Genomic DNA, 18,019 nt, shown 5'->3' on the forward strand with positions numbered 1-18,019 from the left:
TCATCGGAGGAAGTAATTCTATTGTATAAGAAAGTGTACAGAAAATATAGAGCCTTCCTCCAAATGGGAAGGCTTTTTTGGTTAGTATACACATTATTTTAAATTATAATTAAACTGAAATGAAAGTATTAAAGTTTGGAGGGACATCAGTTGGCAATGTCGAGAGCGTAAAAGCTGTATTAGGCATTGTTAAGAGCTCTTACGACGAGGGAGAAAAACCTTTGGTCGTATTGTCCGCTATGGCTGGCGTAACGAACTTACTGATGAGAATGGCGGAAAATGCAGCTGAGCGTGTCCCTTTTGACGAAGATTTGAAATTATTGGAAGAACGCCATTTCGAAGTGGTAAAAAAGCTCATCGCAGTAAAATACCAAAATCCGGTATTTACGAGATTAAAGCTGATGCTCAATGAATTAGAAGATATCTTACAAGGCATCAGTGCACTTAGGGAACTGAGCTTGCAAAGTAAAGATTTGATCGTTTCTTTTGGTGAGCGATTGTCGAACTATATGGTCTCCAAAATCATGGAACAATATGTTGAACAAGTTGAGTTCATTGATGCTTCTCATTATATAAAGACGGATTCCAATTTTGGACATGCGCATATAAACGAAGAGGTTACGAACCAACTTATTCAGTCGCTTGCACATACCCATGCGGATAAGCTTTTATTTGTCACTGGTTTTATCGGTTCAAATGAGAACGGTCGTATCACCACGTTGGGAAGAGGAGGATCCGATTATACCGCAGCAATTTTTGGTTCGGTGTTGCGGGCTTCTGCCATTGAGATATGGACGGATGTCAATGGCATGTTGACCGCTGATCCACGCATTGTAAAGAAAGCATTCTCGCAACCAACCTTGTCGTATAATGAGGCGATGGAACTTTCTTATTTTGGAGCGAAAGTAATATATCCACCGACGATGATTCCTGCTTTTTTAAAGAAGATTCCGATTGTAATTCGGAATACATTTGAGCCGGAATTTGCAGGTACCGTAATTCAGTTTGAAAGTGGGAAATCTGTTTACCCGATTAAAGGGATTTCCTCTATTGCTGATATTTCTGTTATCAATGTTTCTGGAAGCGGAATGATAGGAAAATCTGGGTTTAGTGGCCGTCTATTTACATTGTTGGCGAGAGAGCAGATTAATGTCGTATTGATAACCCAATCATCTTCCGAACATAGTATTACTTTTGCAGTTCATCCAGACGATGCAACGAAAGCTGTACAGCTCATTAAAACAGAATTCGAGCTCGAATTGGAAGCGAATAAACTGGTTTTGCCTACCGTAGAAAATGAGCTTTCAGTATTGGCAATTGTTGGGGAAAATATGAAACGTACACCAGGTATGTCTGGTCGTCTATTCCATGCATTGGGGAGAAACGGTATCAATGTGCGTGCTATTGCACAAGGCTCTTCGGAACTCAATATATCCGTTATTATTGAGAAAGAAAATATGGCGAAAGCATTGAATACCGTGCATGACGCATTCTTCGCAGAGCTAAAGAAGACCTTGTATGTATTTAATGTGGGGACGGGTAACATCGGTGCGACGTTATTCAAGCAGATTCATGAACAATATGACTTTTTGGTAGAGAACAACGACCTGGAAATTAAAATAGCCGGCATTTCAAATTCGAGGAAAATGCTGTTTAATCCAGAAGGTATAGATTTGACGGATTGGCGTACAACATTGGAGAATCAGGGAGAAGTCGCAGATTTGTCCAACTTTGTGGAACGGATGAAAGCAATGAATTTGCCTAATTGTGTTTTTATAGATAATACAGCGAGTCCACTTCCATCCACGTATTATATAGATATATTTAAATCGAATATTTCGGTTGTCACCTGTAATAAAATAGCCAATTCTGGCGACTATAAGCAATACAAATCACTCCATGACACGGCTCGTAAATATGGGGTCGACTTTTTCTATGAAACCAATGTTGGGGCTGGCTTGCCTATTGTGCGGGTATTGAAAGACTTGATGTTGAGTGGCGACCGTATTGTGCGGATCGAAGCCATTCTTTCCGGAACTATTTCCTATATATTCAATAACTTTACCGGAGATGCTTCGTTTTACGAAGTTGTGAAACGTGCTCAAGAATTAGGGTATACAGAACCTGATCCACGTGATGATTTGGGTGGTATTGACTTCATGCGGAAGATGTTGATTTTGGCGCGTGATGCAGGGCATGTGATTGAACCGTCTGACGTCGATTTAGGTGCTATTCTCCCCCAAGCCTGTTTAGAAGCGACATCTGTAGATGATTTCTATGCAGCGTTACTGAAAGCCGATCAATATTTCAATGCATTAAAAGAAGAAGCGGAAAGCCAAAAGAAAGTAATCCGATATATTGGCAAGCTGGAAGATGGTAAAGTGTCCATTGCATTGGAAATGGTAGACGAAAACCATCCCTTCTACGCTTTGTCAGGAAGTGATAATATTATTTCATTTACAACAGAACGTTATAAGGAGCGTCCTTTAGTCGTAAAAGGTCCTGGGGCCGGAGCGGAAGTGACCGCGGCGGGTGTATTTGCTGATTTGGTCAATGTGGGAGCATAATTAGTTGATAGAATAATGAATCAAAATAAAACAGATAAAAAAATAGATTTCGATAAAATCGCGGATACCGTGCGTGTGTTTGCGCCTGCCACTGTAGCCAATATGATATGTGGATTTGACATATTGGGGTTCGCAGTGGACTATCCGGGAGATGAAGTCCTTATGCACCGCGTTGCAACGCCTGGTGTACGGATCAGATCTATAGTTGGAGACGATGGTAGGCTGCCGTTAGATGCCGATAAAAATACTGTAAGTGCTTGCGTGAAAATGTTATTAGCGCATCTAGCAGTTTCTAAAGAGATCGGTGTAGAGATAGAACTCATCAAGCACATGCCCATTGGTAGTGGTTTAGGTTCGAGTTCCGCCAGTACAGTAGCGGGATTATTTGCTATCAATAGCCTCTTGGGAAATCCGTTGACGAAAGAAGAACTGCTGCCTTTCTGTGTGGAGGGTGAGCGCCTTGCTTGTGGTCATGGGCACGCTGATAATGTAGCCCCGGCATTAATGGGGGGCATTACGTTAATTCGAGGACACAATCCTTTGGATATAATTAAATTGCCAGTACCGGAAGAGCTATATGCGGGAATCGTGTTTCCAAAGGTCGATGTACCTACACGTGATGCTCGACAGCTCATCAAAGAAAAAGTCTTCTTGAAAGATGCAGTGACACAGTGGGGCAATATTGCAGGGTTAATTGCAGGTCTCTATGAAAGCGATTACGAGTTAATTAGCCGGAGTATGCACGATGTGCTCATCGAACCTACTCGTGCCATTTTGATTCCGGAGTTTTACACGATGAAGCAAATAGCATTAGATGCAGGGGCACTTAGTTTTGGTATTTCTGGCTCGGGTCCGTCGGTAGTTGCTATTTCGCGTGGAAAAGAAACCGCCGAAAAAGCGGCTAATCTCATTCAGCAACACTTGACAGATTGTGAGATAGATAGTTTTAAATATGTGTCCCCTGTCAATATAGACGGACCGAAGATCATATAAGTTGAAGAGTGAAAAAAATAAAAACAATGAAACTATATAGTACAAATAATAAAGATCTACGGGTTTCTTTTCAAGAAGCTGTTTTTAATTCATTGCCGGCGGACAAAGGCTTATATATGCCAGAGGATATCCCATCGTTAGATGCCGCTTTTATCCGCAATATTCAACAATATTCTTTGCGGGAGATTGCTTTTGAAGTAGCGCATACGTTAATTGGCGATGATATTCCAGATCATGATTTAAAGGCAATTATTGCGGATGCGATTAATTTTGATGCCCCAGTTCGGTTTTTGGATGCGGAAACAGCCGTATTAGAATTATTCCACGGGCCATCGTATGCTTTTAAGGATTTTGGTGCGCGATTTATGAGTCGTGTGATGGGCTATTTCTCGAAACAAGGGGATCAATTGCTAGATGTTTTGGTAGCCACTTCTGGAGATACTGGCGGAGCTGTAGCGTCGGGATTTTTAGGCGTCGAGGGTACACGTGTAACCATACTTTATCCCAAAGGGAAAGTTTCTAAAGTGCAGGAAGAACAGTTGACAACAAATGGAAAAAATATACGGGCGTTAGAAGTTGATGGAACGTTTGACGATTGTCAGGCGCTGGTGAAAACTGCATTCAATGATGTCGATCTTAATAAAGCGTTAAGATTAACTTCTGCTAACTCCATTAATATCGCTCGGTTGATACCACAAACATTCTATTATTTTTGGGCATACGCACAACTGAAGTCACAAGGCTCTTCCGAAGTAGTCTTTACTGTGCCTAGTGGCAACTTTGGTAATATCGGTGCGGGTTTGTTAGCTTATAAAATGGGTTTGCCTGTGACGCATTTCGTAGCGGGAACTAACGTCAACGACACCGTTCCACGTTTCTTGCAATCGGGTAGCTATGACCCAAAGCCATCTGTACAGACATTGGCAAATGCCATGGATGTTGGTAATCCGAGCAATTGGGTGCGTATTCAGGATATGTTTCACAACAATCTGGAAGAGCTTCGTAGCATGATTTCATCTTACACTTATGATGATGAGCAGACGGTAAAAGCGATGGAAGAACTGTATGATAAATATCAGTATATCGCTTGTCCGCATACGGCTATTGCCTATCTCGCGTCTAATCAATACCGTCAAGATTATCCGGGAACGTATGCTTCTGTGTTTTTATCAACAGCCCATCCATGTAAGTTTCCAGATGCTATTTCTCAAGAAGTGTTTGCAAAAATCGAATTACCCAAAGGAGCAGAAGAATTGGCGGGGAAGCAGAAGCTAGTGACAGAAATACCCGTGGATTACGAAATTTTTAAATCCTATTTGTTGGTCAATAATTAGGAATGTAAGGTTACTTCTTTTTCAAAAACGTAACGTTGATTTAACAAAAAACTGCCGATATTTGTACCCAAATTAATTTGAGTAGACAGGAGAAGATTGCTATATTGTCTCGGCAATATAGCAATCTTAAACGTAAAAATTCCGGCCCTTCGTTATAGAGGCTGGCTATAAGTAATATGACGAATCATTCACATATAGCGTATTGGCAATGTTTTATTCGAGGAGACGAAGACGCGTTTAAGGCCTTATACGACGTGTATGTCAATGCACTTTTTGCCTATGGGATTCGATATTGTTCAGACGAAGAAATTGTAAAAGATAGTATACATGATTTATTCGTTGATTTACATCGATACCGTTCAAGACTGAGTCCTAACGTGAATGTTAAGGCGTATCTGTTTGGTTCTCTTCGTCGGAAAGTAGTGGAAAGTAAAAAAAGGAATATAAGCCGTTCTATTTATGCCGAAAACTATCGTTTTCGATTGGAATTGGAAACGGAAGATTATATTACGTTATCCGATGACAAAGAAGATGAGGTCTTGACAAAACTTCGCGCTGAAATGGAGAAATTGCCCCATCGTCAAAAAGAGGCCCTTTATTTGCGTTTTACCTGCGAAATGTCCTATGAGCAGGTTGCCCAAATTATGGATATTTCTATTGCTTCCTGCCGTACTTTTATATATAGAGCTGTAAAAGATCTGCGTCAGCGGATGGAAAATAACAAAATTTCGCAATTACTATTCATTGCATTTTTACCTGTAGATGCAGAGAAAAGTAATATTTAATCTTTTGCTTTCTTCCGGTATTTTCCGATTTCTTTCTATTATTTTCATTTTTTTTTAATTCCCTGTCTATAAAATGGCAATCTCGTCCTCTATTATATATAGATATAAAAAGGGAATTATTATTATAAATCCAAAAATTGCTAATCGATATACATGGAACGCAAGATAGAAGATATTTTAAGTGGCGAATCTCCTCGTAAAGATCTGGAAAAAGAGGCTGTCAATGACACTAGAAAGATGGGGGAACGCATTTTAAACATACTGAAATTGTCAAAATCCCATAGATTGTCATCGGAGGCGCACGTGGCGGTATGGACACGTATCGAAGAAACAACACAGAAAGCCAGTAAGCGGAATCGTCAAATTAAAATCTTAAGGTATAGTGCAGTTGCCTGTGCCGTTATAGCATTATCATTCTTTTTTTGGAATAAGCAAGACCCTGATATTTCCTATAATTCCTTATTGTATAACGCCATGAATAACCAAAATTTAATAACGGAGGAAGAAGAGGTATCCATGAAACGAGGCGATGGACAACAGGTACGTATTTCCGACGGACAAGAGGTTATTGATTTAAGCTCGGATCAGAAGTATGAGGATGAAAGAAAGAACGCGTCTACATTCAATACACTGACGGTACCTTATGGAAAACGTATCGAAGTCATATTGCCGGATAACTCGAAGGTATGGTTGAATGCGGGGTCGCAATTAACGTTTCCAACCATATTTGATGCTGCTGAAAGACGAGTATATTTAGAAGGCGAAGGGTACTTTGATGTAGAGGGCGATGTAAAACGACCTTTCTACGTTCATACAGCGAATATGATGGTTAAAGTATTGGGGACGACATTTAACATTAGTTCTTATAAAGATGATTCCTTTGCATCAACCGTGTTGCTTAGCGGAGAAATAGAATTGCAAGGAGCAGGGGAAATATCATTTGAACCTCAGGTTCTAAAACCGGGAACTGCTGCGGTATTACGTAAGAATAGTAAACATTTGTCTATTTCACAAGAAGCTGTTGAGAACCATATTTCCTGGACGCGAAAGCAGCTTATCTTGAAAAATACACCGTTAGCGGAAGTTATCGCGCGGCTAGAACGCGTCTATAATACGGATATTACGGTAGAATCTACATCTGGGTCTAATGAAACCTTTTCAGGGAGGTTAGATTTAACGCAACCTTTAACGAGTTTACTGACAACATTATATAACCCACTTGAATACCAACTTCAAAAAGAGGAAAGGAGGATTACAATCCAGAAAAAATAACACGATGTTTAACTGAAATACTAAAAAAAGTCGATAAAAGAAATAGGCAGATGCGGTAACATCTACCTATTTACAGATGTATTAATTAACAAAAGCATTAATTTATAACAATTGTAAATCTATGAAGTTTCTTTACAATAGACAAGCCTTTCTTGTTAAAGAAAGACATAAAAGTCTATACCAAAAAGTAATCCGTATGATAAAGTTAACAGCTCTTTTTTTGTGTTTAGGAATGGTTGCCGTTCATGCAGATACCTACTCACAAAATGTCAGTGTTGATATCAGAAACGGTAAATTGATCGATTTATTCGAAGAAATCGAAGGGCAAAGCGAGTACGTATTCCTGTATAGGGATAAATTGGTTGCCGATAAAAAGATCAATATCACTGCTAAAAATGAAAATTTACAACGTCTACTTAAAAAGACGTTAAACGCTGAAAATTTGGATTACACCATTACGGGTAATCAAATTACCATTATGCCAAGGAAAGAGGCTCAGCAACGCGTTGTTTCTGGTACCGTCACAGATGAAGATGGCAGCCCGCTTTCAGCAGCTAACGTGTTAATTAAGGGCTCTACGGTAGGTACGGTGACGGATGACGCGGGACGGTATCAGATCACTATAAATGGTGAGGTTACCTTGATGTTTAGTATGATGGGCTATCAAGATGTTGAAGAAAGCACGCAGAATCGTACGCGTATAGACGTGGTGTTGCGTTCCGATACAAGGGATATAGATGAAGTGGTGGTGACGGGGTACAGCCAAATCGAAAGAAGGCACGTAGCTTCTTCAGTATCCGATGTGAATATGGACCGGGTCACCAATCGACCGATGTTTAAATTACAGGAAGCCTTCAGTGGTACTGTGCCCGGTGTGATGATGATGCAGAGCAGCAATATGCCGGGAGAAACGCCTGGTGACATATCGATTCGGGGCGTCAGTACATTAAAAGGACAGGCCCCGCTGGTTATCGTCGATGGAATGGAACAGACACTTACCGATATCGATCCCAATCAGGTAAAGAGTATTTCCGTGCTGAAAGATGCCGCATCCGCGTCACTTTATGGTTCTAAAGGAGCAAACGGAGTGATCATCATCGAGACACACCGCGGACAACCGGGGCAGTTTAAAGTAGATCTGCACCACTGGTCGGGTATCAGTTCACAGATCGATAAACCTGATTTCGTAGGTGCTGCAGATTATATGCGTCTGAATAATGAAGCACGCGGCTTGCAGGGACAATCGCATCTTTTTTCGGATGACGATATTGCCAAAGCTGAATCAGGAGAAACACCTTCGGTGGATTGGTTGGATGCCATCGCGGAACGTACCCCATTTAAGCAGAACACCAGTGCCAACATCTCTGGCGGCGGAGGTGTCGGAACGTTTAATCTGATGCTTGGCTATATGGCTGATAAAGGATTGAACAATATTGAAGGATCTGATAAATTCAGTGCACGTTTTAACACCAATATCAATATGGCGGACAAGTTTGTATTGTTGGCTGATTTTTATGCACATCGCTTACAAAATGATCGCCTTATGGCGAATACCAACGGGCACGGGTTGTACCAGGATGCTTGGAAGATGAATCCAGCACAGTCGATATTTTACGATACGGATAGGCCAGATCACTATGCGCTATACAATAACCTTAATCCTGTGGCATCGATTCACCACGGTGGGACACGAAGCAGTATGTATGATCGGAGTACCATAAACTTAAGACCACGCTATTTTATTACTGAAAACTTCTCCATTGATGGAAATGTCTCCTATATGATTAATAAATCTGCATGGAAGCAAGAGCGTTTAACGTACCGTTTTTATGACGAAGAGGGCAAACCTGCCTTGATATGGGGGAACAATGTGGATGCAACCCAGGACGTGAGTTCAAGCCAATTAACAGCCAGGGCCAATATCAATTATCAAGCATCTTTGTTTAATAATAGGGATAAGATTTACCTGATTGCCGGTACCGAAACGATGTCGCATGTTTATACGGACTATCGAGAAATCAATAAAGCTTCGTTCTTCGGAAAGCTAAACTATTCTTTTGATGAACGCTATCTTTTAGAAGTGACAGCAAGAGCCGATGGTAGCAGTAAATTTGCACCGGGTCATCGCTGGGGATTCTTCCCCTCGGCAGCCTTGGCATGGAATGCGCATAACGAAAAATTTATGCAGGGCTTGAAAACTAGTGGTGCTATCAATAACTTAAAATTACGTTTCTCTTATGGTAAAATCGGTAACGAAAATGTAGATCCTTACCTTTGGCAGGAGGTGGTGAATAACTGGGGCTGGTTTATGCGTGTACCAAATCCTGAATTTTCTTGGGAAAAGCAAAACCAGTGGAATATCGGGATGGATTTAACAGCACTGAAAAACCGCTTGAACATAACGGCGGAAGTGTATCATAAACATTCCTACGATTTGATTTACGACAACTTCCCTATTCCTCCGCTGATCGGGGCAAATATCTTGGAATCTAGTGTTAATATTGGTGAAGTAGAAAATAAAGGTTGGGAAATCGGCGCGAGCTGGAGTGATAAAGTAGGTGATTTTTCCTATTCTGTTGGCGGGATGTTGTTTGACAACATAAACCGTGTTTTAAAAGCAGGATATACGACCGCAGACAGTTTGGTATTCAAAGGCAATGAGGATAAAATATGGTACCGAGGCATCGCGATAGATAACTATTATGGATATCAAAGTGATGGTTATTATCAAAATCAGGCAGAATTGGATGCTAATGGAGCGAAACTGGCGAACACGCAGATCGGTGATATTCGTTATGTAGATCAAAATGGAGATGGTATCATCAACGAAAATGACCGAGTAAACCTAGGTGATCCCTTTCCGCATATGAACTATGCTGTTAATGTAGATTTGCGCTATAAAAACTGGGATTTTAGTATGTTGGGGCAAGGTGTAGGTCGTCGGACACAACGTATACGTGGGCTTGAAGCTTATCCGGTATTGATGGACGGAAATGAGAATAGCTTAGGTACACCAAGACAGTACTATATGGATAACCGCTGGACACCCGACAATCCGAACAGCCGCTTTCCGAGGGTATGGACGGGTGCTTCGCCGAATGCCAACCTCAGTGATGTATGGCTGGGTAATGCCTCTTACTTCCGTATCAAGACCATACAATTGGGCTATACCTTTAAGAATATTGGTAAATCGATTCGTAATGTACGCGTTTATGTGAATGCGCAAGATGCTCTTACTTTCACCAAGTGGGAAGGCTTAGAGCCGGAAATTGAAGAGAAAGATTCACCTCGCTTTCAAGGTAACGGTGCCTATCCGCGGATGGCGACATATAGTATCGGTGTTAAAGCAACAATATTGTAGTCTATAAACATGAATAAGATGAAAATGAAATTTGTATATATGATTTCCTTGGTGTTAGTCTTAACGAGTTGTGAAAGTTTTCTGGATAAGCGCGACCCAACAGCGACCACATTTGAGGAGTTTTTTAATACGGAAGCCGATTTGCAACGTGTGACCTATAGCTCCTATTTAGATTTTTTTACACCCCGGGACAATCGTCGTCTTCTCTTCTACATGAAAGACGGACGATCGGATGATGCATATGCCCGGGTGGAAGGTGATCACCATTTGCGTATCGCGAACGGTAATATCAACGCCAATACACGCGCATTTGAATACTATTATACGCTGCATATGAAACATGTGGGGCGTATCAATATGTATATTGCCAATATTGATAAACCTTATTTGGAAAATGAGGCGGTACGGCAAAAATATAAAGCGATCCTCGAAGGATTACGGGTGTGGCATTATTTTGAGGCAACGACACGTTGGGGAGATATTCCATTTCTGCTGGAACCGGCTACCGTAGAGGAGGCGAAGCAACCGCCTTTGCCGCAAACCGAGGTATTAGACAGACTGTTTGAAATGTCGGATGATATCATTAGCCGTTTACCTTCGGGAGAATATTCGACGGATAAGCACTTTTTTAATAAAGAATCGTTCAAGACCCTTGTGATGCGTTATGCTTTATATCACGGACGTTATGAACGCGCAGCCCGTCTGGCACAAGAAGTTATGGAAAGCGGAAGGTACGAGCTTTATCCGAATTATGGTGATTTGTTCCAGTATGCAGGAGCCTCCTCCAATAAGGAATTTATCCAACACCATAACTTGGAAGCCGTGGGAGCGAACAATACCTGGTCGTTTAGGGACTTAGGTCCGCATTTCCGTACCGGGACCGGTCAATCTTACAGTGTACCTACCAAGGCATTGGTCGATGCATATTGGACGCTACAAGGACGTCCTATCGACAATTGTCCCGAGCATACCAAAGAAGAATACGAACTGGATCCCAAGCTGAACCGTGATCCACGTTATACGGCGAGCATCATGGGGCATGGGGATATTTTTTATGGAGAGGAAATAGATATTTATAATACACAAAGTCCGATGTATTACCAAAATGTGCGCGCTAGTAAATCGGGCTATTGGTACCGGAAGTTTGTACCCGAAGAGGATGCCTTTCGTAATGGTAATTTAGTTTTTGGCTTGTCTCGTTATGCCGAAGTACTGTTGACTTATGCCGAAGCTAAGATCATGCAAAACGATATTGATGAACTAGCAAAAGACTGTATCAATCAGGTGCGAAGACGAGCGGGACTGGATATGGATTATGCCGATGTCAAACTATCGGCATACAGTGCTTATACCCAGCAGCAGTGGATTGATTTAATCCGTAACGAACGCCGAACCGAATTTGCAGGAGAAGGGTTTCGGTATGATGATATCATTCGCTGGCGCATTGCCGCGGATGTATTGAGCAAACCGGCATTAGGCCACACACGCGTAATGAGCAACGGGCAAAAACAAAGTCTGCATATTGAAAACAGAACGTTTGCACCACACAACTATTTATGGCCACACCATGCGCTACAGTTGAAAATAGAGCCAGATTTGGTACAGAATCCAGGATACTAATCTGCAGCTATACAGGCGGAAGTTTTTATACTTCCGCCTGTTTTTTTGTTATCTAATAAAATAAAGGTTGTTTTATTAAATGTTTTGCTTCGTTAACGTGTATTTTTGCAGATATGAAGAAAATAACGCTACATCGAGGGAAAGATAAGGCCGCATGGCAGTTGCATCCTTGGGTCTTTTCCGGCGCTATCCAAGAAGTGGATGACAAACCTCGCAACGGTGATATCGTAAAGGTTTTTAATAACGACCGCGAATTTATAGCGTACGGTGTTTACAATGCGCATTCAAGGGTAGCAGTCCGGTTATTGGAATGGAATCAACAATATCCAATAGACGAAGCATGGTGGCGCAATCGGATACGGCGTGCCGCAGAACTGAAAATCCATTTGCTAACGGGTCAGAACAATACCGTGCGGCTGATTTTTGCGGAAGCTGATTTTTTGCCTGGGCTTATTGTCGATAAATTTGGTGATTTCTTATCGGTACAAATACATTCTTCTGGTATAGAAGCGGTAAAGACCATCATTGTGGATGAACTGGTGCAGCTTTTAAAACCCAAAGGGATCTACGAGCGAAGCGACTTAAATGCGCGTCAACACGAAGGGTTGCCTGACACGAATGGCTTGTTGTACGGCGATATGCCATCCGAATTTGTCGATGTCATAGAAAATGATATTCGTTATCAAATCAATATTATTGAAGGACAGAAATCGGGTTTTTATTGTGATCAACGGGATAATCGTTCATTAACGGCGCAGTATGTCAAAGGGAAACGTGTGTTAGACTGTTTCTGTTACTCCGGTGGGTTTACATTGAATGCTTTTAAAGCAGGTGCTTCTTCCGTTGTTTCTGTGGATAGTTCTGCTTTAGCTATAGAAACTTTGCATAAAAATATAGGATTAAATGGTTTTAATCCCACTATGCATAGAGCAATACAGGCCGACGTCAATAAATATCTTCGCCAACTGGGAGAGGAGGGTGAGAAGTTTGATGTTATTATTTTAGATCCTCCAAAGTATGCACCGTCTCGTTCTGCGCTAGATAAGGCGGCTAGGGCATATAAAGATTTGAATAGACGCGCATTGCTCCTGTTGGAAAGCGATGGATTATTGGCTACGTTTTCTTGTTCGGGAGCGATGGATATCGATACCTTTAAGCAAGTTGTCGCTTGGGCTGCATTGGATGCCGGAAAGGAAATTCAGTTTATTAGACAATTTAATCAGCCGGAGGATCATCCTGTTCGGGCATCATTTCCAGAAGGTGAATATTTAAAAGGATTATTGGTTCGGGTAGTATAGAGGAAATGGATATTTGACAAAAACATGAAAATGTTCAAAAAGTAAAGCTTTGATAAGACAGTAATACATGGTAACTTTGTTTGCTATCAAAACTATTTCTTATGGCAAAGAAGTTATATGTTTCTAACGCTACCGAATCTTCTCGGATGTTTAAAAATAATTTTTTGGAATCCTTGACCAAGGTACATTATAGTGTACCTTTGATATTTTGGATTCCGGTAATAGGTTATTTTATCTATAAGGCCTATGCAAAAGGAGAGATGTCTGTCGGAGATATCGCTTTGTATTATTTCGCTGGCTTGGCTTTTTGGACATTAGCAGAATATGTATTGCACCGTTGGATATTTCATTATGAACCAACTTCCAATTGGGGTAAACGTATACACTTTATTTTTCATGGTGTACATCACGATTATCCAAAAGACCGTTTGCGGCTGGTGATGCCGTTATCGGCGAGTATTCCACTAGCCGCTATTATCTATTTTATTTTCAGTCTATTCCTGCCGGAATTTATATTGGCATCTTTTTTCGCTGGATTTCTATTAGGATACCTGATCTATGATGAATGCCATTACGCCATGCACCATGCAAATTTTAAATCGGGTTTATTCAAGAAAATAAAGGATCACCATATGTTACATCACTATTCCGATCCAGAACATGGGTTCGGCGTTAGTTCAGCGATATGGGATGTTATATTCAACTCTGGTTTTAAGAAAAAAAAGAAGAGTACGAGTCTACCACCGTATCAACGCCGATCCCCACGTAAATCCAGCGCCAAAGGCGGCTAAGCAAATAAGATCACCATCTTTGATTTTTCCCTCTTCCCATGCTTCGCATAAAGCAATGGGAACCGAAGCGGCGGTGGTATTGCCGTATTTTTGGATATTGTTAAAAACCTGATCGTCACCCAATCCTAATGTTTTCTGCACAAATTGAGCAATGCGTAGATTGGCTTGATGCGGTATAAGTAAATCGATATCAGTCGATTGTAGATTATTTTTTGCCAGCGCTTCTTGTATAACTTCCGGAAACTTGACGACCGCTTTTTTGAATACTGCTTGCCCATCCATATATGGAAAAGCAGAATCATCTTCCAACATTTCTTTTGTAAAGAGCATGCCACCGAGTTCCTGCTCTGGCCAGTTTGGCTGTTTGTCCAACCACATTCCACCGGAAGTTCCAGGATAATACATAGCAAGTTTTTCAGCCTCAGCACCGTCCGAGTGTAAATGGGTGCTGAGAATACCTTTTCCAGCTTCGGTGGTCGGCTGTACCACAACGGCGCCGGCACCATCGCCAAAGATAACCGAAACTGCACGCCCGCGGGTGGAATAATCCAACGCAAAAGAATGTTTTTCAGAGCCGACAACCAAGATGTTTTTGTACATCCCTGTTTTGATGAACTGGTCAGCAATAGAGAGTGCGTACACGAAGCCCGAACACTGATTTCTAATATCAAGTGCGCCTACCTCTTTCATGCCCATTTCGCGTTGTAATAACACCCCGCAACCCGGAAAATAATAGTCGGGAGAAAGAGTTGCGAATATGATGAAATCAATATCTTCTGCTGTTGTATCTGCCCGTTCGATCGCAATCTTAGCCGCTTCGATCCCCATCGTGGTAGTCGTTTCTCCGATGCGGTCAGCATAGCGTCGCTCTTTAATGCCTGTTCGCTCTTGGATCCATTCATCGCTGGTATCCATAAACCGGGTAAGGTCATGATTTGTATATACATTTTTAGGCACGTAATATCCTATGCCGATAATTTTTGATTGAAACATCTTACTTCCTTTCCTCATGATTAGTCTGTAAAGCTACATATTTTTTAAAATATTAGTTATTTTTGTAGCATGGGTGTACAAACAGAGCAAGAAGCGTTTACGCTGGAAGAGATATTAGCAGCTGTCCAATCTTCAAACCGTCTGATTCTGTGGAATGACGAAATCAATACATTTGATCATGTCATTGATTGCCTAATGAAGCATTTGCAATATTCGGAAGCCCAAGCCGAACAAATCGCATGGAAAGTGCATACAGAAGGTAAATGCGCTGTACTCGAGGGCTCTTTAACCGAGATGGAAGTATACCGGAAAATCCTTAAATCCGAAGGATTGACTGTCTCCGTTGAGTAATTTTTTTGTTTCTTTTTTTGAGGTAATAAAAGAAAACCACATCGTAATAATGCGGTTACGATAGAACGATAGCAGCTTTTATTTTGTTTTTTTGTAGAAAGGACATTTTTTCACATGATATTTACTCGAAACTTGAAGCTGATTTTCTTTATTATTTTTTGCCCGCTATTTCTTTTTGCACAACAAGGGACGATAGAAACGATTATTATTGATGAGGAGACAGACGAGCCTATCATAGGCGCCAGTGCTTCTCTTCTCCAACAATCCAATCAAAGTTATATCCAAGGAGCACAGAGCGACGTCGACGGAAAACTGGTATTTTCTGATGTTGATTTTGGCACCTATGCGATCCGGATTACTTACGTTGGAAAAGAAAATGTTCTTATTGAAAATGTACGCGTGGCGAATCCACAAGCTGTAAAACTGGCTCGGGTATCCATGATGGATGATGGTAAGCTGATTGAAGAGGTCGTCGTGGAGGGACGTGTGCCCGATATGCGTCTGGGAATTGATAAAAAGGTATTTGATGTCTCGCAAAGTCTGGTCAGCGTGGGTGGTTCAGCCAGTGATTTGTTGCAGAATGTGCCCACGCTTGACGTCGATGCCGATGGGAATGTTTCTCTCCGAGGTTCCAACAGCGTGAAGATTTTGATTGATGGAAGAGAGTCCGCGATGGCCGGATCGGATATCAATGCATTGTTACAATCCTTGCCTGCCAATAGCATAGAAAAGGTTGAACTTATTACAAACCCGTCTGCCAAATATGATGCGGAGGGCCAATCGGGTATCATTAATATTATTTTAAAAAAGAACGTGAGAACCGGGTTGAATGGTAGTGCGACGGTATCGGGTGGTTCTTATGATAACTACAATGCTGGGGTGGACTTGAATTACCGAGATCGCAAGTTTAATTTCTTTGGCGGATATAATTATGCGAATAGAGTTCGTCCGGGTGATGATTTTAATGATAATACACAACTCATCGATGGCGTAATTCAGGATAATAGTCCCCGTACCATTAGCACGAGTGAAAATAACCGGAAAGGTAAGAACCATACTTTTCGGTTTGGTACGGATTGGTACGCCGCACCGAAAACTACGTTTAGCTTGGGAGCGAATGTCAGCGTTCGCGATAATGATAGACGTTCGGATATTGATTATCGTTATTTTCATGTCCCAAATCTAGGGGATCGATCTTCTCGAATTTCACAACAGTACGAAGAAGATCTAGGTGTGGATGTAACCTTTGACGTTAAGCAGGAGTTCAAAAGAGAAGGAGAGGAAATTACCGCCAATATTACTTATGGAAATGACACGGAAGATGGGACGAATGATTTTTATCAAACTTATGCAAATGGGCGTGCACCATTCGAGCGTCAGAATGTGACGAGTGAGGCTGGTAAGAATTGGAATTTTCAAGTGGATTATGTCCTGCCGTTCGAGGAAGACCATAAATTTGAAGCAGGTTACCGTACTATTGTGCGCAACAGTGAAGATTCCCAATGGTCGGAAGTATTGGATACCTTGACCGGAAGATTTATGCCGGATTTTGGTGTCAGCAACGATTTTGATCTGACGAATAGTGTGCATGCATTATATGCGAATTATCAACGAAAGCTGACAGAGAAATTAGGTATGCAAGTAGGGCTGCGTGGAGAGCAAACCTATTTAAGGTCTACTTACTATAATTTAGATCCAGACGCACCCGAAGATGAAAAAAGAAATGACGGAAATCAAGATTTCTTTCGTCTTTACCCGAGTGCTTTTTTGTCGTATGAAGTGGGTGATTCCGGTGACAAAGTACAGCTTTCTTATACACGCAGAGTGCAACGCCCACGAGGGTGGCAGGTGAACCCCTTCGTCAACGTAAATGATGAAATCAATTATCGACAAGGTAATCCAAACTTATTGCCCGAAGATATACATTCCTTTGAATTGAGCTTTGCGAAATTTTATGACAAGTGGAACTTTATTAGTTCCGCGTATTATCGTCGCTCAAGTGATATGATGAGTCCGTTTTTGAGGGATCCCGAAGAAATAGCGGATATTGTCGGCGACAGAAGTAACGTGACGTATAGTCGCTGGGAAAACGTTTCGAAACAAAATGCGATGGGACTAGAACTGATATCAAAAGTGAACTTTCTGCGGTGGTGGGATGCAACGGCAAATGTTAACTTGTTTTATGATAAAACCATGCCTTATGCAGAATTCAACACGGGAGATGTAGAGAACTTCAGCTGGAACGGAAACATCAATACCAATGTGAAATTTGCAAAATCTACCACTTTGCAGGCTCGTGGTTTCTACCGTGCTCCCCGAAAATGGGTACAGGGACGGATGCGTTCGATGACGGGGCTCGATGTGGCGGTACGTCAAGATGTGTTGGCCGGTAAAGGGAGCGTGATGTTTAATGTGCGTGATGTATTCAACAGCCAACGGTTCCGTATGGAAAATAACTTGCCTACCCAGTTCAACCAAAGGGAAAGTCGATGGATGCGTCGCATGTTCTCGTTGTCCTTTACTTACCGCTTCGGTATTCAGGATTTGACCAAGAAACGGGAAGATCGTGGAGGAGATAGTGGTATGGATGAAGGCATGGAGGGAGGCTTTTAAAAATTCATATATTTTTCTACCTTTAGCGAACAACTAAAAAG

Annotated in this window: 12 protein-coding genes; 11 read left to right on the forward strand and 1 reads right to left on the reverse strand. The window is 41.6% G+C overall.

All coding sequences use genetic code 11. The annotated features are described in order from the left end of the window. Positions 1-119 precede the first annotated feature (119 nt). The 9 genes from thrA (at position 120) to FXV77_RS03615 (ending at position 14,021) form a co-directional block, all read left to right on the forward strand. A complete protein-coding gene (gene thrA / locus FXV77_RS03575; RefSeq protein WP_148917800.1) occupies positions 120-2,567 on the forward strand; it encodes a bifunctional aspartate kinase/homoserine dehydrogenase I in 2,448 nt (815 codons plus the stop codon). A gap of 15 nt (positions 2,568-2,582) precedes the next feature. Beyond that, on the forward strand, positions 2,583-3,560 hold the full coding sequence (locus FXV77_RS03580) for a homoserine kinase (RefSeq protein ID WP_148917801.1): 978 nt from the start codon (positions 2,583-2,585) through the stop codon (positions 3,558-3,560). Positions 3,561-3,586: 26 nt separating this feature from the next. Continuing rightward, complete coding sequence (thrC, locus tag FXV77_RS03585) at positions 3,587-4,894, forward strand: threonine synthase (protein ID WP_148917802.1); 1,308 nt, start codon at positions 3,587-3,589, stop codon at positions 4,892-4,894. Between the two features lie 176 nt (positions 4,895-5,070). Next, on the forward strand, positions 5,071-5,679 hold the full coding sequence (locus FXV77_RS03590; protein ID WP_148917803.1) for an RNA polymerase sigma factor: 609 nt from the start codon (positions 5,071-5,073) through the stop codon (positions 5,677-5,679). Positions 5,680-5,832: 153 nt separating this feature from the next. Then, positions 5,833-6,951 (forward strand): FecR family protein, encoded by a 1,119-nt coding sequence (locus tag FXV77_RS03595; RefSeq protein ID WP_148917804.1) that lies wholly within the window; start codon positions 5,833-5,835, stop codon positions 6,949-6,951. 196 nt (positions 6,952-7,147) lie between these two features. Further along, positions 7,148-10,312: a SusC/RagA family TonB-linked outer membrane protein gene (locus FXV77_RS03600; protein ID WP_148917805.1), complete on the forward strand. Its 3,165-nt coding sequence runs from the start codon at positions 7,148-7,150 to the stop codon at positions 10,310-10,312. Positions 10,313-10,330: 18 nt separating this feature from the next. Beyond that, positions 10,331-11,932 carry a RagB/SusD family nutrient uptake outer membrane protein gene (locus tag FXV77_RS03605; protein ID WP_148917806.1) on the forward strand — a complete coding sequence of 534 codons (1,602 nt, stop codon included), beginning with the start codon at positions 10,331-10,333 and terminating at the stop codon, positions 11,930-11,932. Between the two features lie 113 nt (positions 11,933-12,045). Next, positions 12,046-13,230, forward strand: coding sequence for a class I SAM-dependent rRNA methyltransferase (locus FXV77_RS03610; protein ID WP_148917807.1), 1,185 nt, complete (start codon positions 12,046-12,048; stop codon positions 13,228-13,230). Between the two features lie 101 nt (positions 13,231-13,331). Further along, positions 13,332-14,021, forward strand: a complete 690-nt coding sequence (locus FXV77_RS03615) for a sterol desaturase family protein (protein WP_246162191.1) — start codon at positions 13,332-13,334, stop codon at positions 14,019-14,021. Here the strand turns inward: FXV77_RS03615 and FXV77_RS03620 are convergent. Then, entirely contained in the window at positions 13,968-15,032 is a 1,065-nt protein-coding gene (locus tag FXV77_RS03620) for a 3-oxoacyl-ACP synthase III family protein (RefSeq protein ID WP_246162193.1), read from the reverse strand. The genes FXV77_RS03615 and FXV77_RS03620 overlap by 54 nt on opposite strands. A gap of 51 nt (positions 15,033-15,083) precedes the next feature. On the opposite strand from FXV77_RS03620, the gene FXV77_RS03625 reads away from it, so the two are divergent. Both FXV77_RS03625 and FXV77_RS03630 read left to right on the forward strand, forming a co-directional pair. Next, positions 15,084-15,365, forward strand: a complete 282-nt coding sequence (locus FXV77_RS03625; RefSeq protein WP_148917809.1) for an ATP-dependent Clp protease adaptor ClpS — start codon at positions 15,084-15,086, stop codon at positions 15,363-15,365. Between the two features lie 114 nt (positions 15,366-15,479). Beyond that, positions 15,480-17,978, forward strand: a complete 2,499-nt coding sequence (locus FXV77_RS03630; RefSeq protein WP_148917810.1) for an outer membrane beta-barrel protein — start codon at positions 15,480-15,482, stop codon at positions 17,976-17,978. Positions 17,979-18,019: the final 41 nt, after the last annotated feature.

Origin of the sequence: Sphingobacterium phlebotomi (assembly GCF_008180195.1) — a bacterium.
Taxonomy (GTDB): Bacteria; Bacteroidota; Bacteroidia; order Sphingobacteriales; family Sphingobacteriaceae; genus Sphingobacterium; species Sphingobacterium phlebotomi.